Genomic DNA, 19,943 nt, shown 5'->3' with positions numbered 1-19,943 from the left:
CCCCAATGAAAAAGTTCGGTCGCTTCCGCATAGCAACGGTTGCCACTCTTTCCGCCACGGCACTCGCACTCACCGCCTGCTCGGGTTCTGGCGGTGGCGACTCCTCCAACAAGGCTGTCGGTGGCCTCGAGATCGACGTCAAGCCATCCGGTGACTACAACGAAAAAGAACGCGATGAGATCAAGGACGGCGGCGAGCTGAGCCTTTCCCTCGGAGAGCTGACCGAACAGCAAAACGACTTCCACGCCAATATGACCACGGATACCCGCACCGTATGGGGCTGGTACAACCCGCAAATGGCGCTATATGACGGCGAAGGTAACTACACCCCAAATCCCGCGTATCTGGACTCAGTAGACGAGTCCACCGAAGGCGATAAGACCGTCGTAACCTACGACATCAATGATGACGCCACCTTCAACGATGGCACCCCCATTGATTGGACGGCTTTCGAGAACACCTGGCGCTTCAACAACGGCAAAGATTCGGAAGTGCAGGTTAACTCCACCGATGGTTACGAGCTCATCGAATCCGTGGAAAAGGGCGAGAGCGACAAGGAAGCCGTGATCACCTTTGGGACCCCTTACCCATGGTGGCAGGGACTATTCAACAACATTTTGCACCCAGCGATCGATACCGCCGAAAAGTTCAATGAAGAATACCTAGGCAAGCTCAACCCACAGTATGGCGCGGGCCCGTTCAAGGTGGAAAACGCCGACTTCCGCGGCGGCACCGTGTCCTTCGTACCTAACGAAAAGTGGTGGGGCGATGAGCCAAAGCTGGACAAGGTCAGCTACCGCGTGATGGAGTCCCAGGCAACCATCAACGCTTTCCAGGCTGGCGAAATTGACGTCGCCGGTGTGGGCAGCAAGAACAACCTCACCATCGCCGCAGACATGGGCGATTCCATCGACGTCCGCGCAGCCACCCGGCCAGCCAGCGTCCTGTTCACCCTAAACTCCAAGGCCCCACAGCTAGCTGATAAGGATGTTCGCCACGCAGTCTTTGCAGCCATCGACCGCGACCAGCTCGCAGAAATCCGCTACAACGGCCTGGGCTATGAAGAGGAAATGCCTGGCTCCTTGACCCTCTACCCAACCCAGGAAGACTACAAGGACAATCTTTCTGAGGTTCTTAAGTACGACGTTGAAGAGGCCAAGAGCCTGCTGGAAGACGCCGGCTACTCTGAGGGCGATGACGGCTACTACGCCAAGGACGGCGACAAGCTTTCCCTGCGCTACGTCCTTATCGGCGATGACGAGGTCTCCAAGTCCACTGCTACCGCCGTCCAGAAGATGCTCAAGGACGCCGGCATCGAGCTGAAGATTGAGGAACGCCCAAGCTCTGACTTCTCCAAGATCACCAGCGAGCGCGACTTCGACCTCTTGCTCTCCGGCTTCGCTGCAAGTGACCCATTCGGCCCGGCATTCTTCGGCCAGACCTACGCGAGCGACTCCACCCTCAACAAGTCCGCGACCGGTACCGAGGAATTTGACAAAAAGATCGACGAGATGCAGAAGCTGCCGACCCGCGATGAGCAGATCGAGCGCATCAACGAGCTCGAGTCCGAAGCCTTCGCAGAATACGGACTGCTTCCGCACGCCAACGGCCCCCAGATGGTCGGTCTGAAGAAGGGCATCGCCAACATGGGCGCCCCTGGATTCGCCGTCGTCCCTAAGGAAAACATCGGCTGGGAGAAGTAATAACTACTTCCCTTACTAGGTAAAGGCCTTCCACTACCTGCCTGCAGGTAGTGGAAGGCCTTCCTTTGTGTTTGGGTGTGTTTGGACCCTGCAAACCCCAACAGGATGCAACTTAAGGGGACAAACTCGCTGCCCAGGCGTGGGCAGCGAGACAGGATCGCGTTGGCGGCCCATTAGCCGTCAGCGCAGACCGTCCGGCAGCTTATCGGACTCGCTACTACACGGATGCCCTAGAGCAAACACATTGCGACTCCTACCTAGGGGCCCGCGCCTATGGCGCTTGCAGCTAAAAGCCCCCGAGATGGCCTCTACCCTGGCACAGCCATATCGCTGCATTCAGGCCTTTAACATCGTGAGTAGGTTTTAAGCTGGCCCTACAGTTCCCTCGGAGTGCAGAAAAAGCCACTAAAGCACCAGCACTGCCTGTAGCCAGCGACCTCTCCAACTCAAGGCGCGAGTAGGGATCAAAAAAGCCCGCCACACCGACATGCGGTGCAGCGGACTCTTAAAGCTCTACTGAGCGGTTACGAAGCCTCGATTAGTCGAGAACCTTGGTAACGCGGCCAGCGCCGACGGTGCGGGAGCCCTCGCGGATAGCGAAGCGCAGGCCCTCGTCCATAGCAACAGGCTGGATGAGCTCAACGGACATCTCAACGTTGTCGCCAGGCATAACCATCTCGGTGCCCTCAGGCAGGTTCACAACACCGGTAACGTCGGTGGTGCGGAAGTAGAACTGAGGACGGTAGTTGTTCATGAACGGGGTGTGGCGGCCGCCCTCTTCCTTCTTCAGGACGTAGACGGAACCCTCGAACTTGGTGTGAGGGGTGTAAGCGCCCGGCTTGATAACAACCTGACCACGCTCAACGTCCTCACGCTTGGTACCACGCAGAAGCAGACCACAGTTGTCGCCAGCCTCGGTGTAGTCCATCATCTTGCGGAACATCTCGATACCGGTAACGGTGGTGTTCTGGGACTTCTCCTGGATACCGATGATCTCAACGTCCTCGTTGACGTTCAGACGACCACGCTCAACACGGCCGGTAACAACGGTACCGCGGCCGGTAATGGTGAAGATGTCCTCGATAGGCATCAGGAACGGCTGATCGGTAGCGCGCTCCGGGTCAGGGATGGAGTTGTCGCAGGCATCCATCAGGTCAACGATGGACTGTACCCACTTCTCGTCACCCTCGAGTGCCTTCAGAGCGGAGATGTGAACGATAGGAGCTTCCTCATCGTAGTCCTGCTCTGCGAGCAGCTCGGAGATCTCCATCTCCACGAGCTCGATGATTTCCTCATCATCAACCATGTCGCACTTGTTCAGTGCAACGAGGATGTAAGGAACGCCAACCTGGCGAGCAAGCAGAACGTGCTCGCGGGTCTGCGGCATCGGGCCATCGGTTGCAGCAACAACCAGGATAGCGCCGTCCATCTGAGCTGCGCCGGTAATCATGTTCTTGATGTAGTCGGCGTGGCCCGGGGCGTCAACGTGTGCGTAGTGACGCTTCGGGGTGGAGTACTCCACGTGGGAGATGTTAATGGTAATACCGCGCTCCTTCTCCTCAGGAGCCTTGTCGATCATGTCGAACGCGAATGCCTGGTTCTCCTCAGGGTACTGGTCAGCCAGAACCTTGGTGATCGCTGCGGTGGTGGTGGTCTTGCCGTGGTCGACGTGTCCGATGGTGCCGATGTTCACATGCGGCTTCGTACGCTCGAACTTCTCCTTTGCCACTGTATGTCCTCCTGGACTATATGGTGGCTACGACCTTCGCAGCCACGTGGTTGACAGTTGTCATTGGCACCTGACCCACTATCTGGGACAAAGCGCTAATGACGCTTTCTTTACGTGCCAGTTACACGATCCTAGATTTATCCCGCGGTTTTTTCAAACCGCCATTATAGGAGGTAACCCCGCGAATCTTCGCGGCCATTTCCCTCAACAAGAGTCTCAAATAAAGGATCCTGGGAGGGTAACGGCCGGCTCAATTCACAACCACTGGTTTTAGCTGCAAACTCAGCCCGCCGCTACCCTGGCCCAGTTGCCACATTTAGCGGTGAGGCTGGCATCTACTGGCAGAGACTACCAGCCCTTAGCCACCGCTGAACGGGCGGGGCGTCGCTATTAGTTAGCGCCGCCGGTGCGCTCTTCGATGATCTCCTGAGCCACGGAGGAAGGGACCTCAGCGTAGGAGTCGAAGACCATGGTGAAGTTAGCGCGGCCTGCGGTGGAAGAACGCAGGTCACCGATGTAGCCGAACATCTCAGACAGCGGAACCTTAGCCTTGACGACCTTGGCACCGGAGCGGTCTTCCATGGCGAAGACCTGACCACGACGGGAGGAGATGTCACCGTTAACGGTACCCATGTACTCCTCAGGGGTAACAACCTCAACGGCCATCATTGGCTCCAGCAGAACCGGCTTTGCCTTGGCCATAGCTTCCTTGAATACCTGGGAGCCGGCCAGCTTGAAGGCCATCTCAGAGGAGTCAACGTCGTGGTAAGCGCCGTCTTCCAGCGTTGCCTTGATGTTGACCATCGGGAAGCCAGCCAGGTAGCCGTACTGCATTGCGTCCTGGATACCAGCATCGACGGAAGGGATGTATTCCTTCGGCACGCGGCCACCGGTCACGGCGTTCTCGAAAGCGTAGGTTGCGGACTCGCCCTCTTCCAAGGTCTCTGGGTCCGGGTTGTACGGCTCGATGGTGCAGATAACCTTTGCGAACTGACCGGAACCACCAGTCTGCTTCTTGTGGGTGTAGTCGATGGACTCCACCTTGCGGCGAATGGTCTCGCGGTAAGCAACCTGTGGGTTACCGATGTTTGCCTCGACCTTGAACTCGCGCTTCATGCGGTCAACCAGCACGTCGAGGTGTAGCTCGCCCATACCGCCGATGACGGTCTGGCCAGTCTCATCATCCAGCTCAACGGTGAAGGTTGGGTCCTCGGCAGCGAGCTTCTGGATGGCGTTACCCAGCTTCTCCTGGTCGGCCTTGGTCTTCGGCTCGATGGAGACCTTGATAACCGGGTCCGGGAAGTCCATGGACTCAAGAATGATCTGGTCATTCTTGTCACACAGGGTGTCACCGGTGGTGGTTTCCTTCAGACCAACAACGGCGTAGATGTTGCCGGCGTCAGCCTGCTCCACCGGGTTCTCCTTGTTGGCGTGCATCTGGAAGAGCTTACCGATGCGCTCCTTCTTGCCCTTGGTGGAGTTCATGACCTCGGTACCAGGGGTGACCTGGCCGGAGTACACGCGCACGAAGTTGAGCTGACCGAAGAACGGGTGAGCTGCAATCTTGAAGGACAGTGCGGAGAAGGAAGACTCAACGGAAGGCTTACGGGTAAGCTGCTGGTCCTCATCGCCCACAGCGTGGCCGATAACCTCGCCCACGTCCAGCGGGTTAGGCAGGAAGTCCACAACAGCATCCAGCAGTGGCTGGACACCCTTGTTGCGGTAAGCGGTACCGCAGTAGACCGGGTAAATCTCAGAGTTGATGGTCAGCTTGCGGATGCCGGCCTTCAGCTCGTCGATGGAAAGCTCTTCGCCGCCGAAGTACTTCTCCATGAGTTCTTCATCGGACTCTGCAACGGCCTCAACCAGCTGCTCGCGGTACTGCTCAGCCTTTTCCTTGAGGTCCTCAGGGATCTCCTCGTAGGTTGGCTCTGCACCGGTCTCGACCTTGCCGCGCCAGGTGATAGCCTGCATGTTCAGCAGGTCAACAACGCCGTCGAAGTCATCCTCAGCGCCGATAGGCAGCTGCATAACGAGCGGCTTAGCGCCCAGGCGCTCAACGATGGTGTCAACGGTGTAGTAGAAGTCTGCGCCCAGCTTGTCCATCTTGTTGACGAAGCAGATACGCGGAACGTCGTACTTAGCAGCCTGGCGCCACACCTGCTCGGACTGTGGCTCCACACCTTCCTTACCGTCGAAGACGGCGACGGCGCCATCGAGGACACGCAGGGAGCGCTCAACCTCAACGGTGAAGTCAACGTGACCCGGGGTGTCAATGATGTTGATCTGGTTGTTGTTCCAGAAACAGGTCACGGCAGCCGAGGTAATGGTGATGCCGCGTTCCTTTTCCTGTGCCATCCAGTCAGTGGTGGATGCACCGTCGTGGGTCTCGCCCACCTTACGGTTGATACCGGTGTAGAAGAGAATACGCTCGGTGGTGGTCGTCTTACCAGCATCGATGTGGGCCATGATGCCAATGTTGCGGACCTTGTTCAGATCCTTGAGCACTTCTTGTGCCACGTTTATACCCCAACTTAATAGTCGTCGACGCCGTGACCAGAAACCTGGCTAAGACGCCTGCATGGATAAGTTCTTGAAAAGTTTGCCATTGTGTGGCCGTGCTAGGTGCCCAGCGGCTCCTAGACTTCCATCGCTTCAGTGTACTGGACACAAAGCGAATGCGCTGGACTAGACCAGCTGTGCTGGACTAAATCACACCCTGTGCCACCAAAATGGCCCAAGCAAGAGATATGAAGTTTTGTGTCGCCGCCGGGAACCCGGAACTCAGCGCGAAACTCGTTTCTCGTTGCTTAGGCCATTGATGAAGGTGCTGAAAAATTACCAGCGGTAGTGAGCGAAGGCGCGGTTAGCCTCAGCCATCTTGTGGGTATCCTCACGACGCTTGACGGAAGCACCGAGGCCGTTGGAGGCATCCAGGATCTCGTTGGCGAGACGCTCGATCATGGAGTTCTCGCGGCGCTGACGGGTGAAGGTCACCATCCAGCGCAGTGCCAAGGTGTTGGCGCGGTCCGGACGGACCTCAACTGGCACCTGGTAGGTAGCGCCACCCACACGGCGGGAACGAACCTCGAGGTCCGGGCGGATGTTGCCCAGCGCCTTTTCCAGGGTGCCAACCGGATCGGTGCCGGTCTTCTCACGGCAAGCCTCAAGTGCGCCGTAGACGATGCGCTCTGCGGTGGACTTCTTGCCGTCCTGGAGGATCTTGTTGACGAGCATGCTTACCTGCTCGGAGTTGTATACCGGGTCCTTTACTACAGGACGCTTCGGAGCAGCATTCTTACGCATTGTTTATTACTGTCCCTTCTTTGCGCCGTAACGGGAACGAGCCTGCTTACGGTCCTTGACGCCCTGGGCATCCAGGGAGCCACGGATGATCTTGTAACGAACACCTGGAAGGTCCTTCACACGGCCGCCGCGAACGAGGACCATGGAGTGCTCCTGCAGGTTGTGGCCCTCACCTGGGATGTAGGCCGAAACCTCGATGCCGCTGGTAAGGCGCACACGAGCAACCTTACGAAGAGCAGAGTTCGGCTTCTTCGGGGTGGTGGTGTACACGCGGGTGCACACGCCACGACGCTGCGGGGAACCCTTCAGCGCAGCGGTAGAGACCTCTTTGCGCTTGGTCTGGCGGCCCTTGCGGACCAGCTGTTGAATAGTTGGCATTAAACAGTCTTTCTGTCGAATTGCACCACTTCTTAAGAAGGGAACCAAACATGCAAAAATAGGCGCTCTTTCCCGGGGCGCTTCCGCATGTCCAGAACTCTTCCCAAGGCGGGCGCCTTGTTAAGGATCAGACTTTTCACCATGTTCTTTGCGCGCCATATTCACACAGGGTGCGCAGTACATAGTGAACTAGAGATAAGACTAGCAAAGCCAGCGCTATGAACACAAAACCGGTAGTCCGTCCTGCCGGCGGCGCGGAGGGGCTACTCCCACTCCCACGTCAGGTCCGGCTCTGCGGCCTTATCAGAAAAGTAGGATTTCTCCTGCTCTTCCCAGGTGCTAAACCATTTCTCATAGGCCGGCTCGCGCGCAATCGCGCGCTCATAGCGCTGCTCGCGGGGGCCATCGATGCGCACGGTTACTACCGCGCCGCGCTTTTTCGCGGCTGCGATATTGTCCGCGGTCACGGAGCCGACGCCTTCAATAATGAGGTCATCGCGCACATCAAGGCTTGCCCAATCGCCGGGGCAACTGGCTTCCCAATCCCAGCGCCAATAGCCGGGGTTCATGGTGCGCAAAACCTGCTCGCCCACCATCTCGGAGCCCTTTTCCAAGCCATGCCAGCCGGGATAGAATTCATCGAGGTGAACCACGCGCCAATTGGTGCGATCTGCCAAGGCTGCGGAGGTCCAGGTTTTGCCGGAGCCAGAGGGGCCATCGATAAGCACCGTGATGGGTTTAAACGCACGCTTTCGCGAGGCTGCTAGCTTAACGATGTCCTCCAAGAGGCGCTCTTGTTCGGCATCAATGTCCATAGTGCTTGAATCACTGCTTTCGCGGATTAAAGGCCAAAGAATCTCCAGGCCCCAGTAAGTACCGAAGTTACCACCGGTACACAAGCAAGGGCGAGGCCGCAGGCCATCACCCACCCATCGCGGGCGTGCAACCTGGATTCTCGGGCCCAGGTCCGCTCCCCTCCTCCGGGTGGGGTGCGCCCAAATCCGCGCGCTTCCATCGCCGTCGCAAGCTTGCCGCCGCGGCGCAGGGCAATGACCAATAGGCCAAAGGACATTGTAAGCAAGTGCTTGAATCGACCTTCATCCGTAAGCCCGCGGGCCCTGCGCGCCATGCCGAGCGATTGCCAATCGGATTTCAGCAGCGTCATCATGCGCACGCCGGCCACAGCACCAATGACGAAGCGGGAGGGAAGGCGGAGGATTTGCGAGAGGGCATCGCCAAGCTCGGTGGGATCGATATCGCGCGCGAGCACCACCGTGGGTAGCGCAACCGCGAGCACGCGCAGCGTAATCGCGATGGCCAGGGTGACCGAATTTTCCGTCACCGTAATCAGCCACCAAGTGAAATACTCCTCTCCGCCGGGAGCGCCATATAACAGCATAGAGATGCCTGACAACGGGGCGATAAGGAATAAAAACCAACCGGCCTTCCACATCCGCAACCAGGAAACACCACACAAAGGCGCCAAAATGAGCGTCAGCCCCAACGATAAGGCCGCCGATATCCAGTCAATGGACGCAAGCAGTGGCGTTACCCACACGAACATGAGGAAGATACGGGTCAGCGGGTTGACGTTGCGCAAGAGATTAGGCACCGCGCACCTCCACCTGGTGATCGCCCAAGGCCTCTATAAAGAGCGGGTCATGGGTAATGGAGGCAATGGTCGTGCCGTCATCGGCCAATTGGCGCAACAGCCCCACCAACTCCACAAAGGTGCCGGGATCCTGGCCAAAGGTTGGCTCGTCCAAGAGCAGCACCTCCGGGGCGGTCACCAGCGCCGTTGCTACAGAAAGCCGGCGCTTTTCGCCGCCGGATAGCGTAAACGGGTTGGCCTTGAGCAAGTGCCCCAAGCGCAGCGATTCCACCAGCTGCGCGATGCGTTTCTCTGGGGGATCAACGCGCATGACCTTGGGCGCGACCCGCAATTCCTCTTCCACGGTGCGGGCGACAAATTGGTGTTCTGGATTTTGGAAGACGAAACCAATGCGGTCAGCCAACTCGCGGGATTTCCACCGGGAAGGCGGGCCCTTCACGCCGCGGCGGATGAAGTCAGCGACCCCGATTTCCCCGGACTCGGCAGGAAGTAACCCCGCCATAGTCATCAGCCACGTCGATTTTCCCACGCCATTGCGGCCGGTAATGACGGTCGAAGCCCCCGCCGGCAGGGAGATGGATCGCGGCGGCCCATAGCGGGTTACCAAATCCTTGCTCCACAGCGCGGCGTTGGACTCATCGAGCGCATCGCTTTTTAGCGACCTTGCCTGCGGAAGACCGGTGACCTGGCGCTTGCCGGCGGCATCAGCAAAGGGACCATCGGAAATAATGCGTCCATCCTTCAGTTCTACCGCGCGGTCCAGCACGCTTTCCCACGCCGCATGCTGGTGCTCGACCACCACCAAGGTGGCACCCGTGTGCTCTACCAGCTTGCCGACGGCCCGCACCACGTCCCCCGCCCCTTCCGGATCCAGGTTGGCGGTGGGCTCATCCAATAGGACCACGCCCGCGCCCATGGCGATGACCCCGGCGAGCGCCAGGCGTTGCTTCTGCCCGCCGGAAAGGTGCTCGGTGGGAAAATCCAGATCCACATAGGGGCCAACCAACTCTTGGGCTTGGCACACCCTGCGCCAGATCTCCTCGCGCGGATATGCCAGGTTCTCGCAGCCAAAGGCGATATCATCGCCCACGCGCGCGGAGATAACCTGCGAATCCGGATCCTGCAGAACCAACCCCACCGGGATGGTCTTGCCCGGTTCTTCCACCGTGCCCGCCGAATCCTCCAAGGTGATGCTGCCGGTGCGCGTGCCTTCTTCGTCAGAGCCCAAGACGCCGGCGATCGCCGCCAAAAGCGTGGACTTTCCGGAGCCGGAATCCCCGCACAGCAAGACCTTCTCACCGGGTTCGATGACAAGGTCTATGTCCTGCAGCGCCGGTTGGGAACGCCCAGCGTGGGTCCAGCCGTAGCCGCGGGCCGCGATTTTTGTGGCGTTTCCTGCTAAGCGTGAAAAATCAGTCACGGCAGTCTAGGCCCTAAACGCGCTGTTCGCGGCCTACTGCAAAGCGGTCAAGGGCACCAGTCTTAGCCAATGCCTTCACTAGGTAGAAGCCCAGGGCGCCGGCCAAGATGGCACCGGAAATGGTCAGGGTAACCAAGTAGATCATATTGAACTCGAAGGACTTGGCGAGGTTACCGGAGGTAAACAGCTCTAGAACAAAGGCGCCCCAGCCTGCTGCCATACCGGCCAGGATGGTCACGCCAAGGTTGAACTGGCGGTACATGAAGATGGCGAAGATGATCTCCACGCCAATGCCCTGTGCCAGGCCCGAGTACAGGGTGCTAATGCCCCACTGCGAACCCAAGACGGCCGACACCGTGGCGGCAAGGACCTCCACGTAAACTGCCGCACCCGGCTTGCGGATGACCAATCCACCCAGGATGCCGCCGAGCAGCCAGATACCGGTGGCCAAGCCACCAAGGCCCGGCGTGAGCGCATCCATGGCCTCGTACCAGGCATAGCCCACGGCATTCCAGCCCAAGAATACGAAGCCACAGGCAACACCCAAGACGGATGCCACCACGATGTCCACCACGCGCCAGTTCAGGTTGCGCTTTGGCGCTGCGGACGCAGCTGCATTAGTAGTCATTATTTCCTCCCTCTCGCCGGAATTACCCGGATCAGGTTCAACGGTTCACCGCGTCATATCGCAGTATCTCAGCCTTCACCTCTGTGCCTGTGCGGCCTGTGCGCCCGCGGGCCCACAGATTCTGAAAGCTCCCGTGTAATGGTTTAAATCAAGTAGTCCAAGGCCCACATTTTTACTTATCTGGGCCACAGGCTTTACTCATACTAGCAGGCACGCATACGGGTCCCCACAACCAATTCGGCGGCCGAATTGGGCTCCCAGTAACGGGAAGCCTATACACAACCCATCAGACGCTCTCAAAACGAAAGAGCCCCGTCCGATGCTTCGGTTTGTAACCGGTGTTCGGACGTGGCCCTTCCTACTGGAGTGAATTAAGTCCTAGGTGGCTATATCACTCTCTCCATTCCGAGAATAGACCAAAAAGCACATTATGACAAGATCACCTAATCCGCGATGCCGAGGAAGACGAAGCAATGCACGGATCCAGACATGAACAGCATGTACTACAGACGTTGGGGGAACAGCGCACTGAAAAATATTTAACCCAAATGGGAAATCATGCTGGTCGAGCCCTCACGCTTTATAGGTGGGACCTTCAACTATCTGCGGCGCTTTGGAACTTATTATCCGTTTTTGAGATTGTCCTCAGAAACAAGATTTGCAAAGCGATCGATGAATGGAGCGATGAGCAGGAGCCTCAAAGCAATAAAAATTGGATTGAACATCCCACTTGCAATGTATCCTTCCCTCTCTCCAAAGTCAGCCAACAAATTGCAAACAGAGCCCTAGGAAAAGCCAGGAATGCTAAAGGGATTCGCGACAACGGAACTGGGCTCGTCGAAGGAACTCATCCGCGAAAAGGTCAACCCATTAACCGCGATGACATTATTGCCCAAGTCACCTTAACTCAATGGAAGGAAGCTTTCTTCTACCGAAAACCGACAATTCGCCCCGATGGCACCCGCAAGTATTACCCTAACGAGACCACCTATACGAATCTCAAGTCCGTGTACAAAGAGATAACTAGCCGGGCGCTGTCATCGGGCCCTAAGAGTATTTCCCCTGATCGAGCTAGTTTTATCATGCATCACGCCGTTTTGCTTAGAAATAGAATTAGCCGCCAAGAGTCACTGATCGATATCGATTGCAGCATCTACCGGAAGGAAATTTTTGAATTACTTAATTGCTTGGATCCTAACGTTCTTCAATATTTTTCGGCGAGCGATCCCCTTCCAGAAATTCTGAAAAACGATCCTCGTTCAAAGTGACGTTAAATTGTATCCCAATTTAAATCCCATATTTGAAAATCAAAATATTTATAGGCCATCTGCGTTAATAGAGAAATATCCTGAAAGAGCCCCCGCTTACCGTGTGCACGGAAGCGGGGGCTCTGACTGGACGCGGTGCCGAGGGGCACGCGCTCTAGGACTTAGAAGGTGAAGTCCTCATCCAGCGGAACGGAAGCGCCGGTGAATTCACCGAAGCCGTCATCACCGTAGATGGAATCGCCGTAAGTCGGAATCGAGTAAGCGGCGTTGCGCGCAGCCTCGGTCGGCTTGACGGAGATATTGCGGTAACGGGAGATACCGGTACCGGCCGGGATCAGCTTACCGATGATGACGTTTTCCTTGAGGCCGATGAGCTTATCGGAGCGCTTGTTAATAGCGGCATCGGTAAGCACACGCGTGGTCTCCTGGAACGAAGCAGCGGACAGCCAAGACTCGGTAGCCAAGGAGGCCTTAGTAATACCCATGATCTCCGAGCGCAGCTGCGCCGGCTCGCCGCCTTCTGCAACCTGTGCAGCGTTCATCTGCTTGGCCTCAGAAAGGTCGATCAGGTTGCCCGGCAGCAGCTCCGTGGTACCGGCGTCGATGACGGTACCGCGGCGCAGCATCTGGCGGATGATGATCTCGATGTGCTTGTCGTGGATGGCCACACCCTGGGTGCGGTACACGGCCTGCACCTCGTTGATGAGGTGCTGCTCCACACCGCGACGACCCAGAACCTCGAGCACGTCGTGCGGGTCAGCCGCACCACGCATCAAGCGGTCACCGGTCTCAACGTGGTCGCCGTCCCTCAAGGAACGCTCGATCATCGCATCCGGGTTGGACTCCATCGGGCGACGCACCTGGGCCAGGCCCTGGCGCTTGGAGAGCTTCTCGTAAACCACGTCATCAGAACCGTCATCCGGGGTGATGGTCATGGTCCAGAAGTTGCCCTCATCGGACAGGGACACGGTGCCGTCCACGGAAGCAATCGGTGCGCGGTTCTTCGGGTTACGAGCCTCGAAGAGCTCCTGCACACGCGGCAGACCACCGGTAATGTCGCCACCGACACCACCCTGGTGGAAGGTACGCATGGTCAGCTGGGTACCAGGCTCACCAATGGACTGTGCAGCCACGATGCCGACGGCCTCGCCGATGTCGACCAATTGGCCGGACGCCATGGACTTGCCGTAGCACTTCGCACAGACACCGGCCGGGGTCTGGCAGGTCAGCACGGAGCGGACCTTGACGTCGGTGACCTTGGCATCGAGAAGCTTCTGCGTGAGCTCCTCGGTCAGGTCTGCACCGGCCTCTGCAACGACCTCGCCGTTCTCGTCCTTGACGTCCGTAGCAAGCACGCGACCGGAAGCGGAGGTCTCCCACAGCTCGGAGAGGACGACCTTGTCGCCGGAGACCTCGCCGATAGGAACGCGCACGCCCTGGCGGGTGCCACAGTCCTCTTCGCGGACGATGACATCCTGAGCAACGTCCACCAGACGACGGGTGAGGTAACCGGAGTCAGCGGTACGCAGTGCGGTATCGGCCAGACCCTTACGGGAACCGTGGGAGTTGTTGAAGTACTCCAGCACGGACAGGCCTTCGCGGAAGGAGGTCTTAATCGGACGGGTGATGTAATCACCGTGCGAGTTCACAACCATGCCCTTCATACCGGCCAGCGTCCAGATCTGACGCATGTTACCGGCAGCACCCGACTTCACAATCATCGGAATTGGGTTGTAATCCGGGTAGATGCTCTCAACGGCCTCACCGACGGTATCGGTAGCGTCCTTCCACAGCTCTACCAGGCGGTCATAACGCTCGCGCTCCGTGAGTGCACCCTGCTCCCAGTACTTACGCTCAATGCGCTCTGCTTCCTTCTCATAAGACTCGAGGATCTCGGTCTTATTCGGCAGCACGAGCACGTCAGACATCGTAATGGTCACACCGGAACGGGTTGCCCAGTAGAAGCCAGCGTCCTTCATGTTGTCCAGAACCTGGGCCACGGTGATCATTGGGTACTTGGTGGCCAAGTCATTGACCACGTCACCAATGAGGACCTTGCCGTCGGTGCCGCCGCCCTTGCGGACCATGATGCCCTCAAGGTACGGGTAGTTCCACGGCAGCAGCTCGTTGAACATAATGCGGCCGATGGTGGTGTAACCCAACCATGCCTGGCCCTTGGACCAGCCATCGGGGAAGAGTTCTGCCTCGATGTCCTCTGGTGGGCGCAGGTGATCGATGCGGACCTTGATCGGTGCCTGCAGGCCAACCGTGCCGCGGTCGTAGGCCATGAGGGCCTCGGCGTAGGACGAATACACGCCGGTTGCCGGGTGGTCCTCGCCAGCCTCGCGGTAACGACCGTTGCCACCAATCTCGTCCTCTGCCTTGTCCATGGTGAGGTAGTACAGACCGGTCACCATATCCAGACGCGGCATAGCCAGTGGCTTACCGGATGCCGGGGACAGAATGTTGTTGGAAGCCAGCATCAGCACGCGAGCCTCTGCCTGTGCCTCGGCGGATAGCGGCAGGTGAACTGCCATCTGGTCACCGTCGAAGTCGGCGTTGAAGGCCTCACAGGCCAGTGGGTGCAGCTGAATAGCCTTACCCTCAACCAGCTTCGGCTCGAAGGCCTGGATACCCAGCCGGTGCAGAGTAGGTGCACGGTTGAGCATCACTGGGTGCTCAGAAATGGCCTGCTCCAGCACGTCCCACACCTCTGGGCGCTGGCGCTCCACCATGCGCTTAGCAGACTTGATGTTCTGGGCGTAGTCGTTTTCGACCAAGCGCTTCATCACGAAGGGCTTGAACAGCTCGAGTGCCATCAGCTTCGGAAGACCACACTCGTGCAGCTTCAGCTGCGGGCCCACGATAATAACGGAACGACCGGAGTAGTCCACGCGCTTACCCAGCAAGTTCTGGCGGAAACGGCCCTGCTTGCCCTTGAGCAAGTCAGACAGGGACTTCAACGGGCGGTTGCCCGGGCCGGTAACCGGACGGCCACGGCGGCCGTTATCGAAGAGCGCGTCCACAGACTCCTGCAGCATGCGCTTCTCGTTATTCACGATGATCTCTGGTGCGCCCAGGTCGATCATGCGCTTCAGGCGGTTATTGCGGTTAATAACGCGGCGGTACAGGTCATTCAGGTCCGAGGTAGCGAAGCGGCCACCGTCCAGCTGCACCATCGGGCGCAACTCAGGCGGAATAACCGGAATAGCGTCCAGCACCATGCCTGCCGGGTCGTTGCCGGAGTTAAGGAATGCGGCAACGACCTTGAGGCGCTTAAGCGCGCGCATCTTCTTCTGGCCCTTGCCGTTGTTGATGATCTCGCGCAGCTCCTCAGCCTCTGCCTCGAGGTCGAAATTGCGGACCAAGGTCTGGATGGCTTCTGCACCCATGCCGCCGGTGAAGTAATCCTCGTAGCGGTCAACCAGCTCTTCGTAGATGGTCTCATCGATGACCATCTGCTTCGGAGCAAGCTTCAAGAAGGTGTTCCAGATTTCATCCAGGCGTGCGACTTCCCGCTCGCCGCGCTCGCGGATGTGCTGCATTTCCTTATCAGCAGCGTTTTGTACCTTCTTGCGGGCATCGGCACGCGCTCCGGCTGCCTCCAGCTCTGCCAAGTCGGACTCGAGCTTGGAAGCGCGCTCTGCGATCTCGGACTCGGTATCGTCCTCAACGTCCTTCTTCTCCAGCAGCATTTCTGCTTCCAGAGTGGACTGATCGTTGTGGCGAGCCTCTTCATCAACGGAGGTGATGATGTTGGCAGCGAAGTAGATGATGCGCTCAAGGTCCTTCGGTGCCAGGTCCAGCAGGTAGCCCAAGCGGGAAGGAACGCCCTTGAAGTACCAGATGTGGGTTACCGGAGCGGCCAGCTCGATGTGGCCCATGCGCTCACGACGCACCTTGGACTTGGTGACCTCAACGCCGCAACGCTCACAGATGATGCCCTTGTAGCGGACGCGCTTGTACTTACCACAAGCACACTCCCAGTCACGGGTAGGTCCGAAAATGCGCTCGCAGAACAGGCCGTCCTTTTCCGGCTTCAGCGTGCGGTAGTTAATGGTCTCGGGCTTTTTAACCTCACCCTTAGACCAGCGACGGATATCGTCAGCAGTGGCCAGACCGATGCGGAGCTCGTCGAAGAGATTTACGTCAAACACGTAATGTCTCCCTTTCATCCTCGTCATGTGAGGAATTGATGGCTTTTAATGAATTAATCTTTATTGCCCGCCCGCGGCGGCCCCGGTGTTAAACACCGGAACCGTGCATTCCGCAGTGGACCGAGAATCTATTTAGGCGATGTCAGCGGAAGAACCCTCATCGCGGGACAAGTTAATGCCAAGCGATGGGCTATCCATGTCATCGTCATCAGAGCCAGACAGCTCCATCGGGGTGCCGTCAGTGGAAAGAACCTCCACGTTCAAGCACAGGGACTGCAGCTCCTTGAGCAACACCTTGAAGGACTCAGGGATGCCCGGATCTGGAATGTTGTCGCCCTTCACGATGGCCTCGTAGACCTTCACGCGGCCTACCACGTCATCGGACTTGATGGTGAGCAGTTCCTGCAGGGTGTAGGCGGCGCCATAGGCCTGCATTGCCCACACCTCCATCTCGCCGAAGCGCTGGCCACCGAATTGAGCCTTACCGCCCAGTGGCTGCTGGGTAATCATGGAGTAAGGACCAGTGGAACGGGCGTGAATCTTCTCATCGACCAAGTGGTGCAGCTTGAGCATGTACATGTAGCCCACGGAGATGGGGTACTTGTACGGCTCGCCGGACCGGCCATCGAAAAGCGTGGCCTTACCGTGCTCGTTGACCAGTACGTCGCCGTCGCGGTTCGGGCGGGACGATGCCAACAGGCGCTCGATCTCGTGGTTGGTAGCACCGTCGAAGACCGGGGTGGCGGTCAGGGAATCCGCTGGGACATCGTAAAGCTCTTCCGGCAAGGTCTTGAGAAGCTCGGCGTTAGCCGGATCCTCGGTATCGACCTTCCAACCAGCGTGAGCCAACCAGCCCAAGTGCAGCTCAAGAACCTGGCCGATGTTCATACGACGCGGCACACCGTGAGTGTTCAGCAGGATGTCCACCGGAGTGCCGTCCTCCATGAACGGCATATCCTCTGGCGGCAGAATCTTGCCCACAACACCCTTGTTGCCGTGGCGGCCGGCCATCTTATCGCCGTCCTGGATCTTGCGCTTTTGCGCAACGTAGACGCGGATCATCTCGTTGACGCCAGGTGCCAGGTCGTCATCGTCATCGCGGGAGAAGCGAGCAACACCAATGACCTTGCCCACCTCACCGTGCGGAACCTTCATGGAGGTATCGCGCACCTCGCGGGCCTTCTCACCGAAGATGGCGCGCAGCAGGCGCTCTTCCGGAGTCAGCTCGGTCTCACCCTTCGGGGTGACCTTACCCACCAGGATATCGCCGGCACGGACGTCAGCACCGATGCGGATGATGCCGCGCTCATCGAGGTCGCTCAAGACGTCCTCGGAGACGTTTGGAATCTCGCGGGTGATTTCCTCAGCGCCCAGCTTGGTGTCACGAGCATCGATCTCGTGCTCCTCAATGTGGACTGAGGTCAGGATGTCCTCTTCCACGATGCGTTGGTTGAGGATGATGGCGTCCTCGTAGTTGTGGCCTTCCCACGGCATGAATGCAACCAGCAGGTTGCGGCCGAGCGACATCTCACCGTTGTGGGTACCTGGGCCATCGGCCAAAACCTGGCCGGCCTCTACGCGCTGACCCATGGAAACCAGCGGGGTCTGGTTGTAGTTGGTGCCCTGGTTGGTGCGCTCGAACTTGCGCAGGATGTAGGTATCGCGCTGGCCCTCATCGTCCATGATGGTGATGACGTCAGCGGTGACGTTTTCTACTACACCGGCCTTTGGCGTGATGACGACGTCGCCGGCGTCATAAGCAGCGCGCTGCTCCATACCGGTACCCACCAGTGGGGCCTCGGAGCGAACCAGCGGGACCGCCTGCTTCTGCATGTTCGCACCCATCAAGGCACGGTTAGCATCGTCGTGCTCCAAGAACGGAATCATGGCGGTACCAACGGAGACCATCTGACGCGGGGAAACGTCAACGTAGTCCACACCGGAGGCATCGGTCACTCCGATGTCGCCCTCCTTCAGGCGGACCTCGATGCGCTCGCCGATCAGGCGGCCTTCCTCGTCCTGCTCGACCTCAGCCTGAGCAATGGCGAAGCGGTCCTCCTCATCAGCGGTGAGGTACTCCACCTGGTCCGTAACCTTGCCGTCAACGACCTTGCGGTACGGGGTCTCGATGAAGCCGAAGGGGTTCACGCGGGCGTAGGACGCCAGCGCACCAATCAGACCAATGTTCGGACCCTCGGGGGTCTCAATCGGGCACATGCGGCCGTAGTGCGAAGCGTGGACGTCTCGCACCTCAATGCCGGCGCGCTCACGGGACAGACCGCCTGGGCCCAGTGCGGACAGACGGCGCTTGTGGGTCAGGCCGGACAGGGAGTTGTTGTGGTCCATGAACTGCGAGAGCTGGGAGGTACCAAAGAACTCGCGGATAGCAGCAGAGACCGGACGCACGTTAATCAAGGACGTCGGCGTGATGGACTCAGCGTCCTGGGTGGTCATGCGTTCGCGCACGACGCGCTCCATGCGGGACAGGCCCACGCGGACCTGGTTCTGGATGAGCTCGCCCACGGTGCGCAGACGACGGTTACCAAAGTGGTCGATATCGTCGGTGTTCAGCGAGATCATCTCGCCGTTTGGCGCCTTCATCTCACGCTCGCCCACGTGCAGGCGTACCAGGTACTCCAGGGTGACGGCGATGTCTTCTTCGGTCAGAGTCATCAGACCGTCGTGGTCGCCGCCAAGGCCCAGCTTGCGGTTGGCCTTGTAACGGCCAACCTTGGCAAGGTCATAGCGCTTAGCGCGGAAGAAGGAGTTATCCAACAAGGACTGCGCCAGCTCACGGGTAGGCTGCTCGCCCGGGCGCTGCTTGCGGTAGATCTCCAGCAACGCTTCATCGGTATTGGATACACCGTCAGATTCCAGGGTGGACATCATGAGCTCAGAGAAGCTGAAGCGCTCCCTGATCTGCTCCTCGCTCCAACCCAGCGCCTTCAACAGGACGGTTACCGGCTGGCGGCGCTTGCGGTCAATGCGCACGCCGACGGTATCGCGCTTGTCCACGTCGAACTCCAGCCAAGCACCGCGGGAAGGAATAATCTTCACGGAGTGCAGCGGGCGTTCGGTGGACTTATCGATGGAACGATCGAAGTACACGCCCGGGGAACGCACCAGCTGGGAGACGATGACGCGCTCGGTACCGTTCACGATGAAGGTACCCATATCCGTCATGATCGGGAAGTCACCGATGAAGACGGTCTGCGACTTAATCTCTTGGGTGTCGTTATTAATGAACTCTGCGGTCACGTACAGCGGCGCGGAGTAGTTGATGTCCTTTTCTTTACACTCGTCGACGGTGTTTTTCACCGGCTCGAAGCGAGGCTCCGACAAGGACAGGGACATATTGCCCGAGTAGTCCTGAATCGGCGAGAGCTCTTCGAGGATATCCTCAAGGCCACTCGTCACGCGTGCGTTATCGCCGCGCTCAGCCTGCTCACGCTCGCGCCATTCCGGCGAGCCGACGAGCCAAGCAAAGGAATCGAGTTGTACGTCAAGGAGGCCCGGCAGGGCGATAGGCTCGCTAATTTTTGCAAACGAGTACCGCTTCGGGGCTCCGGGGATATTGGCCACTGACTTGGTCTGGCGGGAGACTGCCAAGATGGGTCCTTCCAGCACCTCACGCGGATTGCTACTCGCCCTGGCCGACGAGCAGCAAAACCGCTGGTAATTTTAGCATTCGGTCTGCTGTGGAGTGTCTGGGTTCAGAATGCACAAAATCACCTTGTCAAGT

12 protein-coding genes and 1 riboswitch are annotated in these 19,943 nt (G+C 58.5%); of the genes, 2 read left to right on the top strand and 10 right to left on the bottom strand.

Annotated elements, in window-relative coordinates; all coding sequences use genetic code 11:
* The first annotated feature begins 5 nt into the window (after positions 1-5).
* Positions 6-1,703 (top strand): ABC transporter family substrate-binding protein, encoded by a 1,698-nt coding sequence (locus HMPREF1287_RS10355; protein WP_023016730.1) that lies wholly within the window; start codon positions 6-8, stop codon positions 1,701-1,703.
* Between the two features lie 538 nt (positions 1,704-2,241).
* On the opposite strand, the gene tuf is transcribed toward HMPREF1287_RS10355, so the two are convergent.
* The 8 genes from tuf to HMPREF1287_RS10315 all read right to left on the bottom strand — a co-directional run bounded on the left by tuf (position 2,242) and on the right by HMPREF1287_RS10315 (position 10,776).
* Positions 2,242-3,432 carry an elongation factor Tu gene (gene tuf, locus HMPREF1287_RS10350; RefSeq protein ID WP_005276884.1) on the bottom strand — a complete coding sequence of 397 codons (1,191 nt, stop codon included), beginning with the start codon at positions 3,430-3,432 and terminating at the stop codon, positions 2,242-2,244.
* 390 nt (positions 3,433-3,822) lie between these two features.
* Positions 3,823-5,952: an elongation factor G gene (gene fusA, locus HMPREF1287_RS10345; protein WP_023016729.1), complete on the bottom strand. Its 2,130-nt coding sequence runs from the start codon at positions 5,950-5,952 to the stop codon at positions 3,823-3,825.
* A 318-nt stretch (positions 5,953-6,270) separates the two neighbouring features.
* Positions 6,271-6,738, bottom strand: a complete 468-nt coding sequence (rpsG, locus tag HMPREF1287_RS10340) for a 30S ribosomal protein S7 (RefSeq protein ID WP_005276881.1) — start codon at positions 6,736-6,738, stop codon at positions 6,271-6,273.
* Positions 6,739-6,744: 6 nt separating this feature from the next.
* Positions 6,745-7,116 (bottom strand): 30S ribosomal protein S12, encoded by a 372-nt coding sequence (gene rpsL, locus HMPREF1287_RS10335; RefSeq protein WP_005276879.1) that lies wholly within the window; start codon positions 7,114-7,116, stop codon positions 6,745-6,747.
* A 263-nt stretch (positions 7,117-7,379) separates the two neighbouring features.
* Positions 7,380-7,931 carry a hypothetical protein gene (locus tag HMPREF1287_RS10330; RefSeq protein WP_005281192.1) on the bottom strand — a complete coding sequence of 184 codons (552 nt, stop codon included), beginning with the start codon at positions 7,929-7,931 and terminating at the stop codon, positions 7,380-7,382.
* Between the two features lie 26 nt (positions 7,932-7,957).
* Positions 7,958-8,728 carry an energy-coupling factor transporter transmembrane protein EcfT gene (locus HMPREF1287_RS10325; RefSeq protein WP_023016728.1) on the bottom strand — a complete coding sequence of 257 codons (771 nt, stop codon included), beginning with the start codon at positions 8,726-8,728 and terminating at the stop codon, positions 7,958-7,960.
* Positions 8,721-10,148 (bottom strand): ABC transporter ATP-binding protein, encoded by a 1,428-nt coding sequence (locus tag HMPREF1287_RS10320; protein ID WP_023016727.1) that lies wholly within the window; start codon positions 10,146-10,148, stop codon positions 8,721-8,723. Before HMPREF1287_RS10320 ends, HMPREF1287_RS10325 begins: the two co-directional genes overlap by 8 nt.
* A gap of 13 nt (positions 10,149-10,161) precedes the next feature.
* Positions 10,162-10,776 carry an ECF transporter S component gene (locus HMPREF1287_RS10315; protein ID WP_023016726.1) on the bottom strand — a complete coding sequence of 205 codons (615 nt, stop codon included), beginning with the start codon at positions 10,774-10,776 and terminating at the stop codon, positions 10,162-10,164.
* Positions 10,766-10,921: riboswitch (TPP riboswitch) on the bottom strand. It overlaps the preceding gene by 11 nt.
* A 328-nt stretch (positions 10,922-11,249) precedes the next feature.
* On the opposite strand from HMPREF1287_RS10315, the gene HMPREF1287_RS10310 reads away from it, so the two are divergent.
* On the top strand, positions 11,250-12,044 hold the full coding sequence (locus tag HMPREF1287_RS10310) for a hypothetical protein (RefSeq protein WP_023016725.1): 795 nt from the start codon (positions 11,250-11,252) through the stop codon (positions 12,042-12,044).
* 161 nt (positions 12,045-12,205) lie between these two features.
* Here HMPREF1287_RS10310 and HMPREF1287_RS10305 read toward each other — a convergent pair whose 3' ends face one another.
* Both HMPREF1287_RS10305 and HMPREF1287_RS10300 read right to left on the bottom strand, forming a co-directional pair.
* A complete protein-coding gene (locus tag HMPREF1287_RS10305) occupies positions 12,206-16,201 on the bottom strand; it encodes a DNA-directed RNA polymerase subunit beta' (RefSeq protein ID WP_023016724.1) in 3,996 nt (1,331 codons plus the stop codon).
* Positions 16,202-16,333: 132 nt separating this feature from the next.
* Positions 16,334-19,828: a DNA-directed RNA polymerase subunit beta gene (locus HMPREF1287_RS10300; RefSeq protein ID WP_023016723.1), complete on the bottom strand. Its 3,495-nt coding sequence runs from the start codon at positions 19,826-19,828 to the stop codon at positions 16,334-16,336.
* Positions 19,829-19,943 lie beyond the last annotated feature (115 nt).

Origin of the sequence: Corynebacterium sp. KPL1986 (genome assembly GCF_000477975.1) — a bacterium.
In the GTDB taxonomy this organism is placed as follows: domain Bacteria; phylum Actinomycetota; class Actinomycetes; order Mycobacteriales; family Mycobacteriaceae; genus Corynebacterium; species Corynebacterium accolens.
The sequence above is the reverse complement of the archived record's forward strand: the minus strand, read 5'-3'. Positions and strand labels throughout refer to the sequence as shown.

Coding starts and splice junctions, on each gene's coding strand:
- HMPREF1287_RS10355 (WP_023016730.1), top strand. CDS start 6: ATGAAAAAGTTCGGTCGCTTCCGCATAGCAACGGTTGCCACTCTTTCC.
- rpsG (WP_005276881.1), bottom strand. CDS start 6,738: ATGCGTAAGAATGCTGCTCCGAAGCGTCCTGTAGTAAAGGACCCGGTA.
- rpsL (WP_005276879.1), bottom strand. CDS start 7,116: ATGCCAACTATTCAACAGCTGGTCCGCAAGGGCCGCCAGACCAAGCGC.
- HMPREF1287_RS10330 (WP_005281192.1), bottom strand. CDS start 7,931: ATGGACATTGATGCCGAACAAGAGCGCCTCTTGGAGGACATCGTTAAG.
- HMPREF1287_RS10315 (WP_023016726.1), bottom strand. CDS start 10,776: ATGACTACTAATGCAGCTGCGTCCGCAGCGCCAAAGCGCAACCTGAAC.
- HMPREF1287_RS10310 (WP_023016725.1), top strand. CDS start 11,250: ATGCACGGATCCAGACATGAACAGCATGTACTACAGACGTTGGGGGAA.